This is a genomic window from Paramicrobacterium agarici (assembly GCF_002563955.1).
In the GTDB taxonomy this organism is placed as follows: domain Bacteria; phylum Actinomycetota; class Actinomycetes; order Actinomycetales; family Microbacteriaceae; genus Paramicrobacterium; species Paramicrobacterium agarici.
The window spans coordinates 848,569-867,918 of the sequence record NZ_PDJE01000001.1 but is presented as its reverse complement, the minus strand read 5'-3'; the positions used below and the strand labels follow the sequence as shown (position 1 = coordinate 867,918).

Annotated in this window: 18 protein-coding genes; 8 read left to right on the top strand and 10 right to left on the bottom strand. The window is 64.1% G+C overall.

Annotated elements, in window-relative coordinates; translation table 11 throughout:
* The first annotated feature begins 6 nt into the window (after positions 1-6).
* The 4 genes from ATJ78_RS04315 (at position 7) to ATJ78_RS04300 (ending at position 3,368) form a co-directional block, all read left to right on the top strand.
* A complete protein-coding gene (locus ATJ78_RS04315; RefSeq protein ID WP_245836200.1) occupies positions 7-972 on the top strand; it encodes a carbohydrate ABC transporter permease in 966 nt (321 codons plus the stop codon).
* On the top strand, positions 959-1,849 hold the full coding sequence (locus ATJ78_RS04310) for a carbohydrate ABC transporter permease (RefSeq protein ID WP_098406472.1): 891 nt from the start codon (positions 959-961) through the stop codon (positions 1,847-1,849). Before ATJ78_RS04315 ends, ATJ78_RS04310 begins: the two co-directional genes overlap by 14 nt.
* Positions 1,849-2,541, top strand: a complete 693-nt coding sequence (locus tag ATJ78_RS04305; RefSeq protein ID WP_098406471.1) for an N-acetylmannosamine-6-phosphate 2-epimerase — start codon at positions 1,849-1,851, stop codon at positions 2,539-2,541. Before ATJ78_RS04310 ends, ATJ78_RS04305 begins: the two co-directional genes overlap by 1 nt.
* 170 nt (positions 2,542-2,711) lie before the next feature.
* On the top strand, positions 2,712-3,368 hold the full coding sequence (locus tag ATJ78_RS04300; protein ID WP_098406470.1) for an HAD family hydrolase: 657 nt from the start codon (positions 2,712-2,714) through the stop codon (positions 3,366-3,368).
* A gap of 115 nt (positions 3,369-3,483) precedes the next feature.
* Here ATJ78_RS04300 and ATJ78_RS04295 read toward each other — a convergent pair whose 3' ends face one another.
* The 10 genes from ATJ78_RS04295 to ATJ78_RS04250 form a co-directional block, all read right to left on the bottom strand.
* Entirely contained in the window at positions 3,484-4,704 is a 1,221-nt protein-coding gene (locus ATJ78_RS04295; RefSeq protein ID WP_098406469.1) for a metal-dependent hydrolase family protein, read from the bottom strand.
* On the bottom strand, positions 4,701-5,009 hold the full coding sequence (locus ATJ78_RS04290) for an antibiotic biosynthesis monooxygenase (RefSeq protein WP_098406468.1): 309 nt from the start codon (positions 5,007-5,009) through the stop codon (positions 4,701-4,703). Before ATJ78_RS04290 ends, ATJ78_RS04295 begins: the two co-directional genes overlap by 4 nt.
* A 44-nt stretch (positions 5,010-5,053) precedes the next feature.
* On the bottom strand, positions 5,054-5,998 hold the full coding sequence (locus ATJ78_RS04285; protein ID WP_098406467.1) for a succinylglutamate desuccinylase/aspartoacylase family protein: 945 nt from the start codon (positions 5,996-5,998) through the stop codon (positions 5,054-5,056).
* 69 nt (positions 5,999-6,067) lie between these two features.
* Positions 6,068-7,786, bottom strand: a complete 1,719-nt coding sequence (locus ATJ78_RS04280) for an ABC transporter permease subunit (protein WP_098406466.1) — start codon at positions 7,784-7,786, stop codon at positions 6,068-6,070.
* A gap of 24 nt (positions 7,787-7,810) precedes the next feature.
* Complete coding sequence (locus tag ATJ78_RS04275; protein WP_098406465.1) at positions 7,811-8,953, bottom strand: ABC transporter substrate-binding protein; 1,143 nt, start codon at positions 8,951-8,953, stop codon at positions 7,811-7,813.
* A 27-nt stretch (positions 8,954-8,980) separates the two neighbouring features.
* On the bottom strand, positions 8,981-10,000 hold the full coding sequence (locus tag ATJ78_RS04270; RefSeq protein ID WP_169923385.1) for an ABC transporter ATP-binding protein: 1,020 nt from the start codon (positions 9,998-10,000) through the stop codon (positions 8,981-8,983).
* A complete protein-coding gene (locus tag ATJ78_RS04265; protein WP_098406464.1) occupies positions 9,990-10,811 on the bottom strand; it encodes an IclR family transcriptional regulator in 822 nt (273 codons plus the stop codon). The genes ATJ78_RS04270 and ATJ78_RS04265 overlap by 11 nt, the downstream gene beginning before the upstream one ends.
* Before the next feature lie 229 nt (positions 10,812-11,040).
* Positions 11,041-12,300: a sugar ABC transporter permease gene (locus tag ATJ78_RS04260; protein WP_098406463.1), complete on the bottom strand. Its 1,260-nt coding sequence runs from the start codon at positions 12,298-12,300 to the stop codon at positions 11,041-11,043.
* Complete coding sequence (locus tag ATJ78_RS04255; protein ID WP_098406462.1) at positions 12,297-13,097, bottom strand: ATP-binding cassette domain-containing protein; 801 nt, start codon at positions 13,095-13,097, stop codon at positions 12,297-12,299. The genes ATJ78_RS04260 and ATJ78_RS04255 overlap by 4 nt, the downstream gene beginning before the upstream one ends.
* 65 nt (positions 13,098-13,162) lie before the next feature.
* On the bottom strand, positions 13,163-14,230 hold the full coding sequence (locus ATJ78_RS04250) for an ABC transporter substrate-binding protein (RefSeq protein WP_211288427.1): 1,068 nt from the start codon (positions 14,228-14,230) through the stop codon (positions 13,163-13,165).
* 188 nt (positions 14,231-14,418) lie between these two features.
* Between ATJ78_RS04250 and ATJ78_RS04245 the strand changes: the two genes are divergently transcribed.
* From ATJ78_RS04245 to ATJ78_RS04230, 4 genes are all read left to right on the top strand, one after another.
* Complete coding sequence (locus tag ATJ78_RS04245) at positions 14,419-15,204, top strand: DeoR/GlpR family DNA-binding transcription regulator (protein WP_098406461.1); 786 nt, start codon at positions 14,419-14,421, stop codon at positions 15,202-15,204.
* Between the two features lie 86 nt (positions 15,205-15,290).
* Positions 15,291-16,331 carry a 2-hydroxyacid dehydrogenase gene (locus ATJ78_RS04240; protein WP_098406460.1) on the top strand — a complete coding sequence of 347 codons (1,041 nt, stop codon included), beginning with the start codon at positions 15,291-15,293 and terminating at the stop codon, positions 16,329-16,331.
* Between the two features lie 35 nt (positions 16,332-16,366).
* On the top strand, positions 16,367-17,827 hold the full coding sequence (locus ATJ78_RS04235; protein ID WP_098406459.1) for an FGGY-family carbohydrate kinase: 1,461 nt from the start codon (positions 16,367-16,369) through the stop codon (positions 17,825-17,827).
* Entirely contained in the window at positions 17,824-19,350 is a 1,527-nt protein-coding gene (locus ATJ78_RS04230) for an FGGY-family carbohydrate kinase (RefSeq protein WP_098406458.1), read from the top strand. Before ATJ78_RS04235 ends, ATJ78_RS04230 begins: the two co-directional genes overlap by 4 nt.

Below are 19,350 nucleotides of genomic sequence, written 5' to 3'. Positions count from 1 at the left end.
CTGCTGATGTCGATGCTCACGAGGCGACGCCCTGAAGCCCGGGCGCAGACGCGAGCCGGTGCCCCGAAGCGGCCGCGCACGCGACGTCGATCCTTCTGGATCGGCGTGGCGTTCGCGTCGCCGTTCATCATCGGGTTTCTCGGTCTCTTCGCGTACCCGATTCTCGCGTCGGGGTACTACAGCTTCACGGACTTCAACCTCTTCCAGTCGCCGGACTGGGTTGGGCTCGACAACTACGAGCAGATGGCGAACGACGATGTGTTCTGGAAGTCACTGGCGAACACGCTCGTCCTCGCCGTCATGGGTGTGCCCCTCACCATCGCCATCGCGCTGGGTGGGGCGCACCTGCTCAACACTCCCATCAAAGGGCAGCCGCTCTACCGGGCATTCATCTATCTACCCTCGATCATTCCGGTCGTCGTCGGCGGCTATCTGTGGCGCTGGCTGCTGAACACGCAGTACGGATTCGTCAACTACTTTCTGTCATGGTTCGGCATCACCGGGCCGAGCTGGCTGCAGGAGCCGGACTGGACGAAGCCGGCAATCGTGCTCGTCGTGCTCTGGACGGTCGGCGGCACCATGATCATCTACCTCGCCGCGCTCAAGGATGTTCCGCACGAACTCTACGAGGCAGCATCCATTGATGGCGCCGGCCCTTGGCGTCGCTTTCTCAACGTGAGCTGGCCAACGGTCTCGCCAGTCACGCTGTTCCAGGTGATCGTGTGCCTCATCGCCTACCTGCAGATTTTCACCGAGCCGTACGTCTTGGCGCAGGAACGGCTCAACAACATCAGCTCCGGCCCCGACCAGTCGATGCTGACGTATGCCATGTACCTCTACCAGAACGCGTTCGTGTACCTGAAGATGGGCTACGCCTCCGCCATGGCTTGGGTGCTCTTTATCGTCACGCTTATCGTCACGCTCGTCGTGCTGGCTTCTTCGAAACGGTGGGTGCACTATGGCTCTCAGTGACACGCAGATCATGACGGATGCTCGCTCGCCACGTGAGCTCGCGGCGAACAAGCGTCGTCCGAAGGTTCTCCGCAGGCTGCGGCAGCACGGGCTCGTCATCGCACTGGCGCTTGTCTTCGTCTTTCCGCTGCTCGTGATGCTGTCAACGGCACTCAAGTCACCGCAAGACGTCTTCAGTTCGCCACCGACGCTCATTCCCACGGAGTGGACGTTCAATAATTTCGCAACGGCATTCGACCAGATTCCGGTCTGGCGGTACCTGGGCAACACCATGCTCGTTGCCGGGCTCAGCGTGCTGGGCACCGCCCTGTCGTGCCCGCTCGTCGCCTACGCGCTCTCGAAGGTGAAGTGGGCCGGAGCGAAGCCGCTGTTCATCATGGTTCTCGCTACTATGATGCTGCCGCCGCAGGTAACGCTCATCCCCCTCTTCCTCATCTGGAACGGCGTCGGCGCGACGAACACCTACCTGCCGCTCGTCGTCCCCGCGTTCCTGGGAACGCCGTTCTTCATCTTCCTCATCCGGCAGTTCCTCATGAACGTTCCCGACGACCTCATCGAGGCCGCGCGTCTCGACGGAGCATCCGAATTTCGTACGTACGCGACCATCGTTCTGCCCATCGCGCGTCCCGCGATCGTCACGGCCGCGGTGTTTCAGTTCGTGTGGGCGTGGACCGACTTCCTCAATCCCCTCATCTATTTGAATGACGAGTCGACGTACACCTTGTCCATCGGTCTCTATGCGTTCTTCGGCGAGAACGACGTCGCGTGGGGTCCGCTCATGGCCGCTTGTACCATGTTCACCATTCCTGCGCTGATCATCTTCTTGATCGGGCAGAAGTTCTTCATCGGCGGAATCAGTGCGGGAGCCATTAAGTGATGCACGAACGCATAGCCCAGCTCAAGCACGGCTTCATCGCCTCGGTTCAGGCTGACGAGGGCAGCCCGCTGCGCGACAGCCGCTTGATCGCCGCGCTTGCGCACGCTACCGTGCTCGGCGGAGCCAACGGACTGCGCATCAACTCCCCGGCCGACATTCGCGCCGTGCGGGAGATCACCGATCTGCCGGTCATCGGGTTGCACAAGCAGCACAACGGCACCCGTGATGTCATCACGCCCCTGGTTGAGCATGCGCTCGAACTCGCACAGGCGGGAGCAGACATTGTCGCCGTCGACGCCTCGCGCGAGATCCGCGGCGGAGACCTGTCGATCATCGGCGCGGTACGCGATCTGACAGGGCTTCCCGTCATGGCCGACGTCTCGACCCTCGATGAGGGACTGAGGGCATGGGATGCCGGTGCCGCACTGGTCGGCACCACCCTGTCCGGTTACACGCCCTACACTCGCGCGGATCCCGAGCACCCGGACTTTGCATTGGTCGAGCAGCTCGCCGCCCGTGGCGTCCGCGTGATCGCGGAGGGCCGTCTGCGATCCCCCGCCGATGTGGTGCGCGTCCTCGACCTCGGTGCCTATGCGGCGGTGGTGGGTCGCGCCCTGACGGACCCCCTCATCACCTCGGCTCGCTATGCCGCTGCCGTGGCGAGCGCACGTTCATCCGCGGCCCCGGCCTGAGCTCTCTGTCCGCCTACGATCCCGCGGGCCAACCCTCGCCTCACGCCCGGCTTCGGTTGAAGAAAGCTCAGTAGGATGGCTCGCGATGAGCGCGAATACGGTTCGCGTCCCAACGTTGGTGTGCTCAACCGAGAATCTAGGCGGCCGTCACGGCCGAGAACGGATGTCCCGTGCGAAGTGTCATTGATGCCGTGGTCTTCGACTGCGATGGAGTCCTCGTCGACAGCGAAGTTCTCTCGCTGCAGATTGGGCAGAAGGTCATGGCCGATCTGGGCTGGGAGGCCGACCTTCCCACGCTCGTCGAGACGTTCATGGGATGCTCCCACGAGTATTACATCGCGCAGATCGAGAAGAACATCGGGCGTGCACTCGACGACGACTGGTCGGTCCCGTATCAGCCTTGGTACGACAAGGCATTCGCTGAAGACCTCCGCGAGATCGAGGGAATCTCGCTAGCCCTCGACAGCATCGAACTCCCCACGGCGGTTGCATCGAATAGCAAGCACGAGCGCATCCGGTCATCGCTCACGACCGTCGGTCTTCTCGCCCGGTTCGAGGGGCGCATCTGCAGCGCGGAAGACGTACCGAACGGCAAGCCGGCACCCGATGTCTACCTCAAGGCGGCCGAAACGCTCGGCGTCGACCCCGCACGCTGCATCGCCGTCGAAGACAGCAGGTTCGGCGTGCAGGCAGCACGCGCGGCGGGTATGACTGTCCTCGCGTACCAAACTGACATGACACCCTCCGGCTGGTTCGACAGGCCAGACATCACGGTCTTCCGCTCGATGGCCGACCTCCCCGCCCTCATCGATCAACTCTCGAGCTAAGACTCCTCATGAGGCACCGGCCCCGCCGATTTCCAACTCAGTTTCTATGAGCGTGGCGAAGCAGTGCGCCGCGACATTCGGGTGAATGTCGCGGCGCGCTTTAGGTGACGCCGTGTTATTCCGTGCCCTCCAGCTCGAGGCTGTCGAAGACAACGTGGCCTGCCTGCACAACCGTTCGCGGACGATCCGCATCGACGAGGACATCGATGTCGTCGAGCGGGTTCCCATCGAGAATCAGCAGGTCGGCGACCGCGTTCTCGCTGACACCACCCAAATCGCTACGCCCGATCAGCCCTGCGCCGACCGATGTCGCTGACTTCAACGTCTCGAGATTGCCGAGAATCTCGGCTTGCAGCCGCAACCCGTTGAGCTGCTCTTCCTCAAGCCCGCCGAGCAGATCCGATCCATAGGCGATCCGCACGCCTGCGTCCCTCGCAAGTTCGATCGCCCGCTGACCAGACGCGAATACCTCCTTATTCTTGTGCTGCGCCGTCTCGGGGAGTCCGAGTTCCGCACCGCGCCTCCGCATGGCGTCGTAGGCGATCAGCGTCGGCACCAGCGTGCTGCCGGTCGCCGCCATCGCTCGTGCCGCATCGGCATCCATCAAATTGCCGTGCTCGATCGACCTCACTCCGTTCGCCACGGCGTGCTGAACTGCCTCGGCCGAGTACGCATGCGCGGCGACGTAGCTGCCGCGCCGTGCGGCCTCGTCTGCGACCGCTTGGATCTCTTCTGCCGAGTACTGCGGAATCTCCAGAGGGTCAACGGGCGAGATCACGCCGCCGGACGCCATGATCTTTATCGCGTGCGCTCCCGTGCGGAATCGATCGCGCACGGCCCGCCTGAGATCGGTGACGCCGTCGACAATCTGGTTGGAATGGCCCGAGCAGAATTCCAGCTCCATCTCGTCGGAGCGGGGATCACCATGGCCGCCGGTCTGGCTGAGCGCTGGGCCGGTATAGAGGTATCGAGGCCCGTCGATCACCTCTTTAGCGAGGGCCATCGCGAACCCCTTATCTCCTCCTGCAACGTCGCGCACCGTCGTGAATCCGCGTCGCAGAGCAGCGCGGACCCGGTTCGCGCCGACGAGCGCGACATAGCTCAGCGGCGCGTGGTCGTTGAAGAACCCGTTGAGCGTGATGCCATAGGCATGAAAATGGGCATCGATGAGACCAGGCATCACCACACGGCCCGCGGCATCGACGACAGCCGCGCCGCGTGACGCGCCTCCGATCTCGACGATTCGTCCGCCGCGAACCTCGATCGAGGTCTCGACGAGGTCAGCCGATGCCCCGTCGAAGACGAGAGCATTGGTGATGGTCAGGTCACCAGTCATCCTTCTGCACCACTCATGACGCGAAACGTTTGACCGACGCCGACAACGCCGTTCATGAGCTCACCCAGCCGTCCGTTCGACTCGGCGCGGAACGGGTTATCCACCCACCGCTGGTATGCGGCCTCGTCTGGCCATAACGCTGTCACGAGCACACGACCCGAGCCGTCGGTGGCGACGGAGATGTCTGCGGCTACGCCTCCAGCCTCATCCATCGAGCGTTGAAGGATGTCTTCACGCTCATAGGCGTCGAGGATGCTGTCGATACGATCGAGCGGAACATCGAACGTGAGAATCGTGCGGATCATGGATTTCCCCTTCTTTCCTGATCTAAATGAGTTGCGCGCCGCGCTCAGATGGCGTCGACTGATGTGACGCTGCCGTTGTCGCCAACCATGAACCCGTAGTCGCCCGGTGCGCAGCGCGTGTACTGCTCTCGCGTGAGAACGATGATGGTCTCGTCGAACGGCGCCACGAGCTCCTCCATCACCTCGAACGTGTGAGGGTTCACGACGCGGCCGAGCACCGTACCACCCGGCACGACGGTTCCCAGCGTCTCGGGTCCGTAATCCGAGATGACTGCCCCTCCGGTGGTGGGCCGCAGGGTGACGAGCTTCGTCATGACCTTCTGCTCCGGCGGATCAACCGGGTCGCCCGGAAGCATCCCGACGGCCCGCAGCACGTTCAGAGTTCCGGCGACGGAACGGTCGAGGAAGTCGGTGGTCAGTTGCCCGCCACCGCCGAGTTCGCTCACCATCGCCGGTTTGCCGGCCGACAGCATCATCTCTGCTGACGACCCGGAGTACGGGTCGTGGTGGTAGAGCAGCGACGTGCCGTAGTTGCGCGCCAGTATTTCGGCACCGGAGTGAACGTACGCATAGTCGACGGTCGAATACAGACCGCTGCTGTGGAAGTCGATGAAGTAGTCGGCACCCTCCTGAATCTCGACAAGTGCTGCGGCGAGCTGCTCCGTCAAGGAGCCCGCGGCGTCGCCGGGGAAGATGCGGTTCAGGTTGAGCCCGTCCTGCATCGTGTGCCGCGTCATGCTCTCATACGCGTATGGGTTACTGACGGGCACCGCAACGAGCGTTCCCTTCAGCTCGTTCTCGTCGACGGCTTCGACGATGCGCCTGACGGCTTCGACCGCCGTGGCCTCGTCGCCGTGGATTCCCCCGAAGATGAGGAACCGAGGGCCGGGCTCGCTTCCCGTGATCGTGTGGATGGCCAGAGAGATGTCTGCGCCGGTGGGCATTGTGGTGATGTGCTTGTGGTCAAGAGTGCGAGATGCAGTACCCATGATTCTCCTTTGTATCTGGTGATGGACGTGTGCGTGGATGCATGCCGTCGCCGCGGCGACGACGTGCCGTCAGTGTGACGGTGTGAGTGCGGCCTTCTCGCCGCGCAAGAGGAAGAGACCGGCGACAAAAGCGATGACGAGCGAGAGCGCGATGAGCAACGAGGCCAACGCCGCTAGTGTCGGGTCTTGGTATTTCTGCATGTAGGTGAACATCCAGACGGGTAGCGTCTCTTGGCCAGGCTTCAGCAGGAACACTGTCATGTCGACTTCGTCGAAGCTGACGATGAAGGCGAACAGCCCCGCAGCGATCAGCGATGGCCGGATCGCGAACAGCGTTGAGGCTCTGAACGCCCGAAGCGGGCCGGCCCCGAGATCGCGCGCTGCGTCATCGAGGGTGGCATCTGTCCGCGAGAGCGCCGAGGTCACGACGATGATCACGAAGGGAAGGGTGATCACCACGTGCATGGCGATAATCCCGGCCACACCGTCAAGCACGCCAGTGACGTTCAGTAGCAGGAAGGCGGCGAGCCCGATCGTCACTTTCGGAACGACCATGGGCGCGAGGCTGAAGACCGAGACGCCGCGCAGAACGATGCTCCGATAGCGATGGAAGCTGACACTGGCCATCGTGCCGATGACCAGCACGATGATCGTCGACCAGATTGCAATGAAGACGCTCGCGTAGGCGGCCTCGGCGAGACCGTCTTGGCTGAGCAGGTTCGTGTACCACTTCGTCGACCAGCCAGGCAACGGCCAGGCGCCATAGGATGCCGACGAGAACGACGAGATGATGATGATGACCAATGGCGAGAGCACAAACACGTACACGGCGATGAGCCAGATGCTCAGTCCCGCTTTGATCCCCTTCTCGCCCGGCGCGGCGGTGACGCCCTGTGCGCCTCCCACCTGCGCGCGACGCTGAGCGAGCGTGAACAGGCCGAGCACGATCACGGCAAGGACGAGCAGAACGATGCTCGTCACCGCGGCCATCGGCCACTGCACCGTGTTGACGTCGCTGTAGACGAGCGTCGCGAGTACGGCAACGCGTCCGCCGCCGAGCAGCGAGGGCGTCGCGAACGAGCTCATCGACAGTGCGAAGGTGATCTGCGTTCCCGCAATGATGCCCGGAAGGATAAGCGGAAGAATGACGCGGCGGAATGTCGTCCACGGCCGTGCACCGAGGTCCATCGCGGCATCCCGCAGCGCTCCATCAACCTGCCCGAGCGAGCTGAGGATCGGGAACACGACGAACGGGAGAAAGATGTGGACGAGCGCGATCACAACGGCCGGTCGCGCGTAGAGCATCTCCAGCGGAGGCATCCCGAACAGGCCAACGGCCCAGTTCACGATTCCTTGCTGACCGAGAAGCAGGCTCCACCCGTATGTGCGGGCGATGACGCTCGTCATCAGCGGTGCAAAGACGATGAAGATTCCCACGAAGCGCCACGTCGAGCTCTTCATACGATGGAGTCCGTACGCGGTGGGCACCGCGATCACCGTCGAGATGACGGCGCTCAGCCCCGCGATGAGAAACGTCTCGCCGATGGCGGCGATCCTGCTGCTTGAGCCGAAGAACGATGTCCAGTGCGTCAGTGTTGCCGCGGACCCGCCGTTCATGTCCTCCTGCAGAGACTGATCAACGAGGAGCGCGATGGATCCGAGAAACAGGGTGAGCAGCAAAAGCGCCGTCGGGGAGGCAAGTGCGAGCCCGACCCAACGCGGTCGGTTCGCCCGCTCGACCCCGCCACCCTCGCGGGTCTGCGCGCGTGCACCGCCCCGTACCGTCATCTGAGAGACCACAATGACCTCGCCCTAGATCTTCGAGACGACGTTGTTATTCCAGCGCTCTGTCCACTCGGCTTGACTATTGCCCACGATGTCGTAGTCAATCTCCATCAGCCCATCGACTGTCGACTGCTGGAACGCGGGGAGGTCGGCCAGCGACTTCGGGGTCTCTGACTTCTCGTTCGCAGGGATCTCAATGGAGGTTTCTGCCCACCGTGTCACCCACTTCGGCGACAGCATTTCATTGATGATGTCCTGGCACACTTCCTTCTCGTCGTCGCTTTGCCCGGCGACTGACTGCAAGAAAACGGGAAGAGGGATCGCGCCTTCCTCGGGGACCACATATTCGAGAGGCGCGCCTCCATTGATCCACTGCTGGCCGGTGCCTGCGAAGTACGACGTCAACGGAGCAGTTCCGTCACTGAGAACGTTCATGTACTGCGGGTTCGACTCCACGATCAGTTTGATCTGGTCTGCATGCTCCTCCCAGAGCTCCCAGCCCGGCTCCATGTTGTCCAGCCCGCCACCGTTCGCGAGCGCCGCAGTGTAAACGGCGTACCAGGGGAAGTTGAAGAAGCTGACCTGTCCTTTGTAGGCCGGGTCCCACAGTGCGGACCACGACTTCGGAGTGCTTCCAAGCGCGTCAGGATTCACGAGCAGTCCGTATTGGTCGGTGCCTATTCCAATGCCCATTGAATCGTCGCGTTGGAAGATCGGCCGAATGTCGGCGGCATTCGACATTGCCGAGTAATCGAGAGGCTCCCACATCTCGTCGCCGATACCCTGGATCGACGTGTTCGTATTGAAGAACCCCATGTTCACTAGCGGTTTCTCCGGGTCCGCTTTTCGCTGAGCGAGCATCTTTCCGTACCCGACCGAGTTCGACTGCTCATAGAACTCGATCGAGACGCTCGGATTGCTCTCCATGTACTCCTTGGCGAATTCCTTGGGCATCTTTGCCAGATCTCCGCCGAGGAACACGAACATCGTGATCGTGAGCTTCTTTCCACCGCCGCCGCTGCTTCCGCCACCCTGTTCAAAAGGCGACGAGCATGCGCTCAGCGTCGAGGCCGCCGCAAGTCCGGCAGCGCCGACGAGAAAGCCTCGCCGTGACAGCCTGCTGCGGATCGCGTCAAGGCCCTGCGTACTGCTGTTGTCCGTGTAACCCATGAGTGATTCCCCAATCCATTCGAAGCTTTAGCGGCTCAACTCGACGACTGCGTCGGACGGCCACCCGATTTCAACGTTTTCTCCCACATCGGCGTGGAATGCCGAGACCGCAGAGCTCTCGACGGCGATGGTCGCGCCACTCTCGATACCGACGCGATAACTGACTTTCGACCCACCGAATGAGACGTCGGTCACTGTTCCAGCGAACCGATTCTCGAGTTCGTTCGCGAGAGTCGTCCCGATCTGCACGACCTCCGCCTTGACGGCAATGGCTCCCTCGCCTGCCCTGGACGCTGGCGGCAGGTCGCTCTGCTCGATGACGTTCGTATCGCCGACGAACGACGCAACGAAGCGGCTGGCGGGGCGGTTGTACACCTCGCGCGGTGAGCCGACTTGCTCGACGACGCCGTTGTTCATGACCGCGATGGCGTCGGACATCGTGAACGCTTCGTGCTGATCATGCGTGACGTAGACGAACGTGGTCGCCGAGTCTTTCTGAATGCGCTTGAGTGCGCGCTGCATCTGAACACGCAACTTCTGATCGAGAGAGCTCAGCGGCTCATCGAGCAGCAGAACGGCTGGTTCGTTTGCCAGTGCTCGCGCAATCGCGACCCGCTGCTGCTGCCCTCCGGAGATTTCGTGCGGATACCGCTTCGCAAGCTCCGAGAGCCCGACGAGCTCGAGCTTCTCATCAACGGTCCGCCGAATCTCATCACGCCCGCGGCGGTGAACCTTCGGTCCGAACGCCACGTTCTCGGCGATCGTCATCTGCGGAAAGAGGGCGAGGCGCTGGAACACGAGGTTCGTGGCCCGCTTGTGCCCCGGGGTGTCTTTCACGGAGGTTCCGCGAATGAGAATCTCACCCTCGGTGGGCTCGTCAAGTCCGGACAGCAGCCGCAATAGCGTCGATTTACCGCATCCTGACGGGCCGAGAAGCGAGAAGAACGACCCGCGCTCGACCGTCAGATCAACCTTGTCCAACGCCACGACGCTGCCACCGAAGACCTTGCGCACATTACGCGCATCGATATCAAGCTCAGTCGACATGGGATACCTCCCGGGAGAACGTGACGACGTGGTCAGTGGGGAGAGACGACAGGGCGGACGCCTCGTTCATGAGCAGTTGTGCTGCTTCGTCTGCGATCTCGGGTCGGAATCGCGCCGCGGGACCCGCGACCGAGACCGCGCCGACGGCCATGCCGTCTTGACCGATGATCGGAACGGCGCGGCAACGCAGTCCGGGCGCGAACGTCTCTTCGTCTTTCGTGTACCCGTCCTCGAGTGCCTGCTGCAGTTCGCTGTCGAGCTCCTCGAGGCTCGGGCTGTCGTCGTCGCGCTCCCAGGCGGCCGCGAGCTCGCGCTTCCGCTGCTCAGACGAGCGAGACAGGATGGCTTTGCCCAAAGCGGATGCTGTCGGCGACACCTGTTCGCCGACGCGGTGAACGGCGCGAAGCGGATGTTCCGACTCGGTGCGCGCGACGATCACGACTCGGTCGCCGATGATGAGACCGCCAGTCACGCTCTCCCCCGTCGCCTGCGTGATGCGCGTCGTCGCTGCCTCGATGCGCTGCGGCGTGTGCAGCTGTGCGCTCACGACGACGGCCATCCTGACGACGCGGCCACCGGGAAGGTACTTTCCGTGCCCGTCCTGTACGAGGAAGTCCCATTCCTCGAGGTTCTTGATCAGGCGCGACGTTGTTGAGATCGGGACGCGGGCGCGTTCGGAGATCTCGGTCATCGTCAACGGCGCATCGTCCGAGATGACCGCGAGCTCGAGAACATCGAGAATCCGACCCATGTAGCTGGGCTTTGGACTTCCACTGAGTGCAAGTCCCTCTTCATTGAGTGCAACTCCCATGACCGGGACATTAGACAAGGTCACCGACGAGTGTCAAGCTTTTTACTCAAGTGCTCACCGAAAGCGCTGGGGGCAGAATCAGGTTTCGAAGGCAGACGCCGATGCTTCGGAATGCACAATTGCTAACGAACGAGGGTGCACGACTTCAAGGTCTCTTGCTCGGTTTCGTCTGACTTAAACGAGGCGGGCCGCGGTGCACAGCACCGCGGCCCGCGCCAGGACGACAGGCTTAGCCGCGTCCGTGGGCGGCGCGCGACTTTCGTGACGCCGCGTCGAGGATAACCGCAAGCAAGAGCACGGCGCCCGTGATCATGTAGCGGAAAGATGAGTCGAGGTTCAGCAGCGTCAGACCGCTTGAGATCGACTGGATCACGATCACGCCGAGCAGCGCCGAGTAGGCAGAACCGCGACCGCCGAAGAGGCTCGTTCCGCCAATCACCGCGGCCGCAATCGCATTCAGGTTCACATCGCCGCCGCCGCTGCTCTGCGCTGCCGCCGCGAGACGACCTGCAGCGAGGGTCCCGCCCAGCGCCGCAAGGCTTGAACCGAGCACGAACACCGAGACGATGATTCCCGACACGTTGATGCCCGCACGTCGCGCCGCCTCACGGTTGCCTCCGATCGCGAAGACCGAGCGCCCCCACTTCGTGCGCCGAAGCGCGTACTGCACCGTGAAGACCAGAGCGCCGAACAGAACGAACATCCAGCCAACGCCACGGGCCTGATTGAGATACCAGACGACCGCGACGATCAGCACCGTCAGCGCGATGGCCTGGGCAAGGATGTACCCGAACGGCGTCGCCGACAGATCAGCGGCACGGCGACGCTGCGCCGTGCGCAGCCGGGCAGCGAGGAACGCCACTCCCACCCCAACACTCAGCACATATGACAGCCACTTGGGAACGAAGGCGAGCTGCCCGAACCAGACGATGAACGAGTCGTACGGAAGGTTGATCGTACCCTCGGGTCCGAGCACCCAGAGCTGCAGTCCGAGAAAGGCGAGAAGTCCGGCCAGCGTGATCACGAATGACGGAACGCCGAACCGCACGTACACGGCCGAATAGACGAGTCCGATGAGGCATCCTGTTGCCACGGCCGCAAGCAGAGAGACGATCGTGGGCCACTGCAGGTTCACCATGGTCACGGCGAGCACGGCGGCTGACAGACCACTCACCGAGCCGACCGAAAGGTCGATCTCCCCCAGAAGCAGCACACAGGCGACACCAAGCGCGATCACGCCGAGCGCGGCGCTCTGCATGAGCAGATTCACGAGGTTCGCGGGCGACAGAAACACCGGGTTGAGCGCTTGAAAGATCGACCAGATCACGACGAGACCGACGATGATCGGAAGCGGACCAAGCTCCCCACCTCGCACGCGATCGATGCCGAGCTGAATGACACCGCGTACACCGTCGCGCTGAAGCAGGCGTTCGTCGGCGAGGTCGGTGGCGACCGTTGCCGGGCCGCGAGTATCGGTCTTCGTTCTCATGAGTTCTCTCCCGCCGCTGGTGCCGCGCTGCGGCTCGCGCGCTGCGTGACGACGTTGTCGCTCGCGCCGGTAATGGCGGCCACGAGCTCATCGCTCGTCGTGGTTTTTCCGTCAAAGGTTCCGTTGTTACGGCCGAGCCTCAGCACGGCGACACGGTCGGCGACCGCGCGCACGTCAGCCATGTTGTGACTCACCATGATGACCGCGAGGCCGTTCTCTCGCAGACGCTCGACGAGGTTCAGCACCTCAGCCGTCTGTGCGACGCCGAGCGCGGCCGTTGGCTCGTCGAGAATGATCAGCTGCGGCTTCCCCAAAAGTGACCGCGCAATCGCGACGGTCTGGCGCTGTCCACCCGAGAGCGCGGCGATGGGGATGCGCACGGACGGGATCTTCGCCGACAGCTGTCGCAGAAGGCGCCACGCTTCAACCTCCATGGCGACATCGTCAACGGCCCATGGCGAGAGTTCGCGACCAAGGAACAGGTTCTCGACGACCGTCATGTTGTCGCACAGCGCGAGGTCTTGAAAGACCGTGGCGATACCGAGCTCGATCGCCTTCGACGGACCCTCGATTGACACCTTCTGACCGCCGAAGAAGATCTCGCCTTCGGTCGGCGCGTGCGCTCCTGCGAGAATCTTCACGAGCGTCGACTTTCCGGCGCCGTTGTCACCGACGAGCGCGACGACTTCACCCGCGCGCACTTCCAGCTCGATGTCGGACAGTGCCGCGACGGCACCGAACCTCTTACTCACCCCTCTCAAGCGGAGAACCGGGGCGTCAGTCTGCTCTTGTGGCATGTGCACTCACTTTTGGTCATGCATCAGGGACGGCTTGGTGCCTCCGCCAAGCCGTCCCCGTGCGATTATTCGATTCCGAGCTCCGTGCACGCGTCCGCGTACTCGTCGGTGCATACTTCCTCAGCGGTGTAGATTCCGCCGTCGAAGATGACCTCCTTGACGTTCTCGGCTGTGACGACCTCGGGAACGAACAGGGCCGACGGCGTCTCGAAGAGTTCAGCATCCGCCTTGGGCTCTTCCCCGTTGATGTAGCCGACCGCGACCTCCGCCGCCTTCTCGGCGACGATGCTGATCGGCTTGGAAATCGTGTTGTACTGATCGCCCGCGATCACTCGCTGAATCGCAGCAACCTCGGCGTCGTTGCCCGTCACGGGCGGAACGTCGCCGATTCCGGCTGCCTTGAATGCGGCAATGGTGCCGCCGGCCGTGCCGTCGTTGGCGGCGACAACGCCGTCAATCTGGTCGCGGAACTGCGAGATCTGCCCCGAGACCCAGTCCTGAGCCTTTTGCGGTACCCAGTCCGGGGTGTCGTACGACGCGAGCACCGTGAAGCCGCTGTCTTCGACGACCTCGACGGAGCCCTCCTTGATGAGCATGGCGGCGTCGTCGGAGGGCGAACCGTTGACCATGAGCAGGTTGCCGTCGGTGATGCCCTGCTCGGTGAGGTGATCGACGAGCGACTGGGCGATCAGCGATCCGATCTCTTTGTTGTCGAACGACACGTAGAAGTCGGCGGGAACGCTGGGAACGGGGCGGTCGTACGTGACGACCTTGATGTCTGAGGCTTGTGCCGATTGAACGCTGGATGCTGCGGCCGTGGTGTCCACAGCGTCAATGACGATCACGTCGACGCCCTGGGCGATCATCGACTCGACCTGCTGCTGCTGTTTCGCGGCGTCGCCATCGGCGTTCTGGTAGAGAACCTCGCAGTTCTCGCAGAGCTCTGCGACCTTCTTCTTGAATAGCGGCGAGTCCTGCTCTTCATAGCGCGTCGATGCGCGGTCCGGCATGAGAAAGGCGATCTTGCCGCCCGACTCTGCGCCGGAATCGGCTGCCGAACACCCCGCAAGCGAACCCATGAGGAGCGAAGCCGCGGCGCCCATGAGCGCCACCTTCGTCAGTTGTGCCCTCATCGTTGAGTCTCCTTCGTTGAAATGTGACCTTGAGCCATGACAGTACTCGAAAACTTCGGGAAAGTTAACACACGCGATGATATTTCTCGGCGTAGAGTATCGAGAGGGCTGCGAGATCCATTCTCTGAGTGAGAGAAAATCGTCGCCGATGAGCGGGAAATGCTTGGATGAAACCCGAGGAGGCAACCATGGCATCGGACGCACCCGATCGACTGAGCCGCCAGGCGCGGCAGAACCGCATCATCGATCACCTCACGCGCGAGGGCAGCGCGAGCGCGGCAGAACTCGTCGAGCTCACGGGTCGCAGCCTCATGACGATCCATCGCGACATCGACGAGCTCGCAGCGAAGGGCTTCATCCGCAAGTTCCACGGTGGCGTCTCGGCGCTGCCCACGAGCGTCTTCGAGTCGAGCGCCGAGTTTCGCCGCACCCGCAACCCCGCCGCGAAGAGCGCGCTCGCGAAGACAGCATCCGAACTCATCGAACCGGGCATGTCCGTCATGGTCGACGACTCCACGACGTGCCTCGCGCTCGCTCCGTTTCTCGCGGAAATCGGCCCCCTCACGGTACTCACGAACTTCCGCCAGCTCGGCGAGGAACTGCGCCTCAGCGAGAGCATCCACCTGATCATGATCGGCGGCACCTACTCGCGCTCGCACGACTCATACATCGGGCCGCCCGACATCACGGGTTTGGGCAGCTACTCGGTCGACATCGTGTTCCAGTCGACGTCGACGATGAACGCGTCGTGGACGTTCCATCAAGAGCAAGACGTCGTGTCGATGAAACGCGTCATGCTCAGCGCGGGTGCCCGGCGCATTCTCATGATGGACTCGAGCAAGGTCGGCAAGTCCTCACTGCACCGGTACGTCGAGGTATCTGAGTTCACCGACCTCGTCGTCACCGACGACGTCGAGAAGGGCTTCATCGACGATGTCGACGAAACCGTCGCCGTGCATCTCGCTCGGGTGTAGGCAATTTTCAACAAGCTTGTTATTGTTACCACCCAGAATGCTATTTTGAATCGAGGCCGTCGGGTCCGATGCAGGAAGGTGGGACCATGCACGTACTCTCCGCGGGCGACAACTTCGTTCTTCCCGAACTCTTCGTCAACGCGCTGCGCGAGCGCACCGGTGCGCAGGCCGAGCTGACCTTCTCTGAAGTCACGTTCCCATGGCCGCAAGTGCCGTTCGGCCCGGTCGGCAACGTCGCCGAGGCCACGGGCACGATCGACGAGATGATCGAGGCGGTGGGGAACGCCGACATCGCGGTCACGCAGCTCGCGCCGTTCACGAAAGAGGTCTTCGATGCGTGCCCGAACCTCAAGTTCGTCGGGGTGAGCCGCGGCGGTCCCGTCAACGTCGACCTCGAGGCGGCGACGGCAGCGAGTGTGCGCGTGTCGTTCGCTCCGGGGCGCAACGCGCAGGCCGCGGCAGAGTTCACGATCGGACTCATGCTCGCGGGCATGCGGCACATCAGCGACGCGGATGCCGAGATGAAGCGCGGCACGTGGCGCGGCGACTACTACAGTCACGACAGCGCCGGCACCGAGCTCGGCGGGTCGACAGTCGGTCTCGTCGGATACGGCGCGATCGGCCGCATTGTCGCGCGCGTGCTTCTCGCGTTCGGCGCCGACGTCGTGACGTATGACCCCTATGCGGATGCTGCGAGCATCGAGTCCGACGGCGTCAGCGCGGTGTCGCTCGACGAGCTCATTGACCGCAGCAACGTCGTGAGTCTGCACGCGCGCCTCAGCCCCGAGACCGAGCACATCATCAACGGCGAAAGGCTGCTACGGATGCGGCCGGGCACCGTGCTCGTCAACGCTGCGCGCGGCGGCCTGCTCGACTACGCGCCACTGCCCGAGCTGCTGCGCTCCGGGCACATCGGCGCGCTCGCACTCGACGTCTACGACGAAGAGCCGCCGGGGCCGGAGTGGCCGCTCTTCGACGCACCGAACGTCGTGCTCTCACCACATCTCGCGGGCGCGTCGCGGCAGACCGCCGAGCGGGCAGCATCCATCATCGCCGGCGAAGCCGCTCGCTTCATCGCGGGCGAACCTCTGCAGCATCTCGCCAACCCAGACGTCCTGAACCGCTGACATCCACCGCTCGCGGGCGAAGAGAAGGGTGAGACATGATTCTCGGAATCGACATCGGCACCTCGGTGACCAAGGCTGCGCTCATCGACCGTGACGGCACATCGCACCACCACGCGTCGACGAGCTCCGCGCTCATCAAGGGGCCCGATGGGCAGGTCGAGCAAGACCTCGATGACGTCATGGATTCGGTCGCACGCGTCGCGCGTGAGGTCGTGCACTCAGCATCCGGTCCCATTGATGCTGTTGCGATCACGGCACAGGGCGACGGACTCTGGCTGCGCGACGCTCAGGGCCGGGCCGTGCGCAACCCAATGTCGTGGATGGACGCTCGGGCATCGAGCATCGTGGCGCGGTGGGGCGAGGGCGGCGCCGACAGCGTCACCGAGCGCGTCTTCCGTCTGACCGGGTCAGGCGTGTTTCCCGGAAGCCACGCGGGGCTGCTCGCGTGGCTGTCGGAGCATGAGCCCGAGTCGCTCGAGAAGGCGGCCGTCGCCGGGTACTGCGCCGATGCCGTGCTGCAGCGTCTCACCGGAGAGATCACCGTCGATGCCTCTGACGCGTCGCTGCCGTTTCTCAACGTGACCACGCGCGAGTACGTCACCGAGGCCCTCGAGCTATGCGGCATTGCCAAGTGGCAGCACTTGCTCTCCGCGCCCGCTGCCGTCGACAAGGTCTTTACTCTGGATGCTGCGGGAGCAGAGCTTCTCGGGCTCCCTGCCGGCACACCGGTGTCGAGCGGTCCCTACGACCTGCAGGCGTGCAGCTTCGGGGCCGGCGCTGAGCACGCGGGCGATGGAACCGTCATCATCGGCACGACTCTCGCGTGCCAGGTGTTCACACGCGACACGACGATCCGCCCGGAGTTCGAACCCGCGGGCATGTGGCTCTGCACGCCCGACCCCGACCTCTACCTGCGGGTCATGCCGTCGATGGTCGGCACCGCGGGCATCGACTGGATGCTGTCGATGTTCCGGCTCGAGCCGAGCGACCTCACTGGGCTGCTGGAGCAGAGTCCTCCAGGCGCGAACGGCGTCAGAGCGCTCTCGTTCCTTTCACCCGCGGGCGAGCGCGCTCCCTTCGTCGACCCGCTCGCGCGCGGCCAGTTCACCGGGCTCACCATCGCGAACACGCGTGCGGATGTCGTGCGAGCGCTGTGCGAATCGGTCGTGTTCGCCGCCCGGCACTGCCTCGAGGTGCCCGGCTTCGACGGCGAGCTCTCAGCAAGCGGCGGAGGCGTGCGCTCGACGGCGTGGGCGCAGCTGCTCGCCGACACCATGGGTACGCCCATCTGGATTCCCCATGAGGCGCAGGTCGGCATCCGCGGCGCCGCGCAGGTGGCGTGGAAGCGCCTCGGCACCCCGGTCGACACCGATGCGTGGCGGCAACAGCGCACGCGTCTCGACCCGAACCCCGACGCCCACGCCGCGCTCGACGCGGTCTACCGCGAGTACCTCGCCGAGCTCGGGGCCGCGCGCACGCGCTGGAACAACGCATGACCGGCGGCGACACGTCTGACGCCGAACGGCTCTGGGTCGGCATTGACCTCGGCACCCAGAGTGTCAAGACCATCGTCGCGACCGAGTCGGGCACGATCCGTTCGACCGGGCAGCATCCGCTGACGAGCACCCGCGACGCCGAGCGGCACGAGCAGAATCCGACAGAGTGGACGGATGCTGCGGCAGCAGCGCTCGCGCAGGCACTGCGTGAGCTCACCGACGCTGAGCGCGCCCTCATCGGCGGCGTCTCGTACTGCTCAACGAGCGGAACGATCGTCGCGCTTGACGAACACGGCACCCCGACGACGCCGGGGCTCATGTACGACGATTCGCGCGGCGCCGCGTTCGCACCCGCTCTGCGTGACGCTGGCGCCGACCGCTGGCAGAAGCTCGGGGTCTCCATTCAGCCGAGCTGGGCACTCTGCCGCATCGCCTGGCTCGCCGCCGAAGGGCTCCTGCCGCCTGGCCACCGCGTCGCGCTCCAGGGCGACGTGCTCGCCGCGGCCATGCTCGGGCACGCCGCGCCCACCGACTGGACGAGTGCGCTCAAGAGCGGGTACGACGTTCGGGCGGGCGAGTGGCCGACGGAGGTGCTGGCGACAGCATCCATCGCCCTGAGCCAGCTGCCCGACGTCGTCGCGCCCGGCACTCGCATCGGCGAGACCTCGGCCGTCTGGGAACGTGCGAGTGGTCTGCCGCAGGGCACCGCCGTGTTCGCGGGGCTCACCGACGGCTGCGCGGCCCAGCTCGGCGCGGGCGCTCTCGCTCCGGGCGACTGGCACACGGTGGTCGGCACGACGCTCGTGATCAAGGGCGTCACGCCGAAGCCGGTCAGCGATGGGTCGGGAGCGGTGTACTCGCATCGCGCACCACATGGCGACCTCTGGCTTCCGGGAGGCGCGTCGAACGTCGGCGCGGGTGCGCTCACGAGCGTCTTTCCCGACGCCGACCTCTCTGCGCTCGACGCCGTGATCGGCGAGCGCACGAGCGCCATCACCCCGAGCTATCCGCTCACGCGCCGCGGCGAGCGCTTCCCGTTTCTCTCGCCTGACGCGTCTGGCTTCGCACTGTTCCCCGCGACCGGCTCCGACCGATACCGCCTCCGGCCTCTCGACGCCCTCCGCTCGCGTCCTCTCGACGAAGCCGTCGAGTCCATCTGGACGGGTATCGCGTGCGTGGAGCGCCTATGTTTCGACGTGCTCGCCGAGCAGGGTGCCCCGCTGACCGGCCGGTTCTCGTCGTCGGGAGGCGGTACGCGCAGCGCCACGTGGAACCGCATGCGGGCAGCGCTGCTTGATCGCCCGATCGCGCTCCCCGAAACGGCAGAGGGCAGCCTGGGCATGGCGATCCTCGCACGGTGGGGTGCCGCGCAAGTATCCTCGACCCCACTCGCACTCGACCATGTAGCGTCGTCGATGAGCCGCATCCGCACCATTGTCGAACCGGATGCTGCTCGCGCAACGCGCCTCGCCGACGCCTATGCCGCGTTCCGCGATGCTCTCACTGAGAAGGGGTGGATCTGA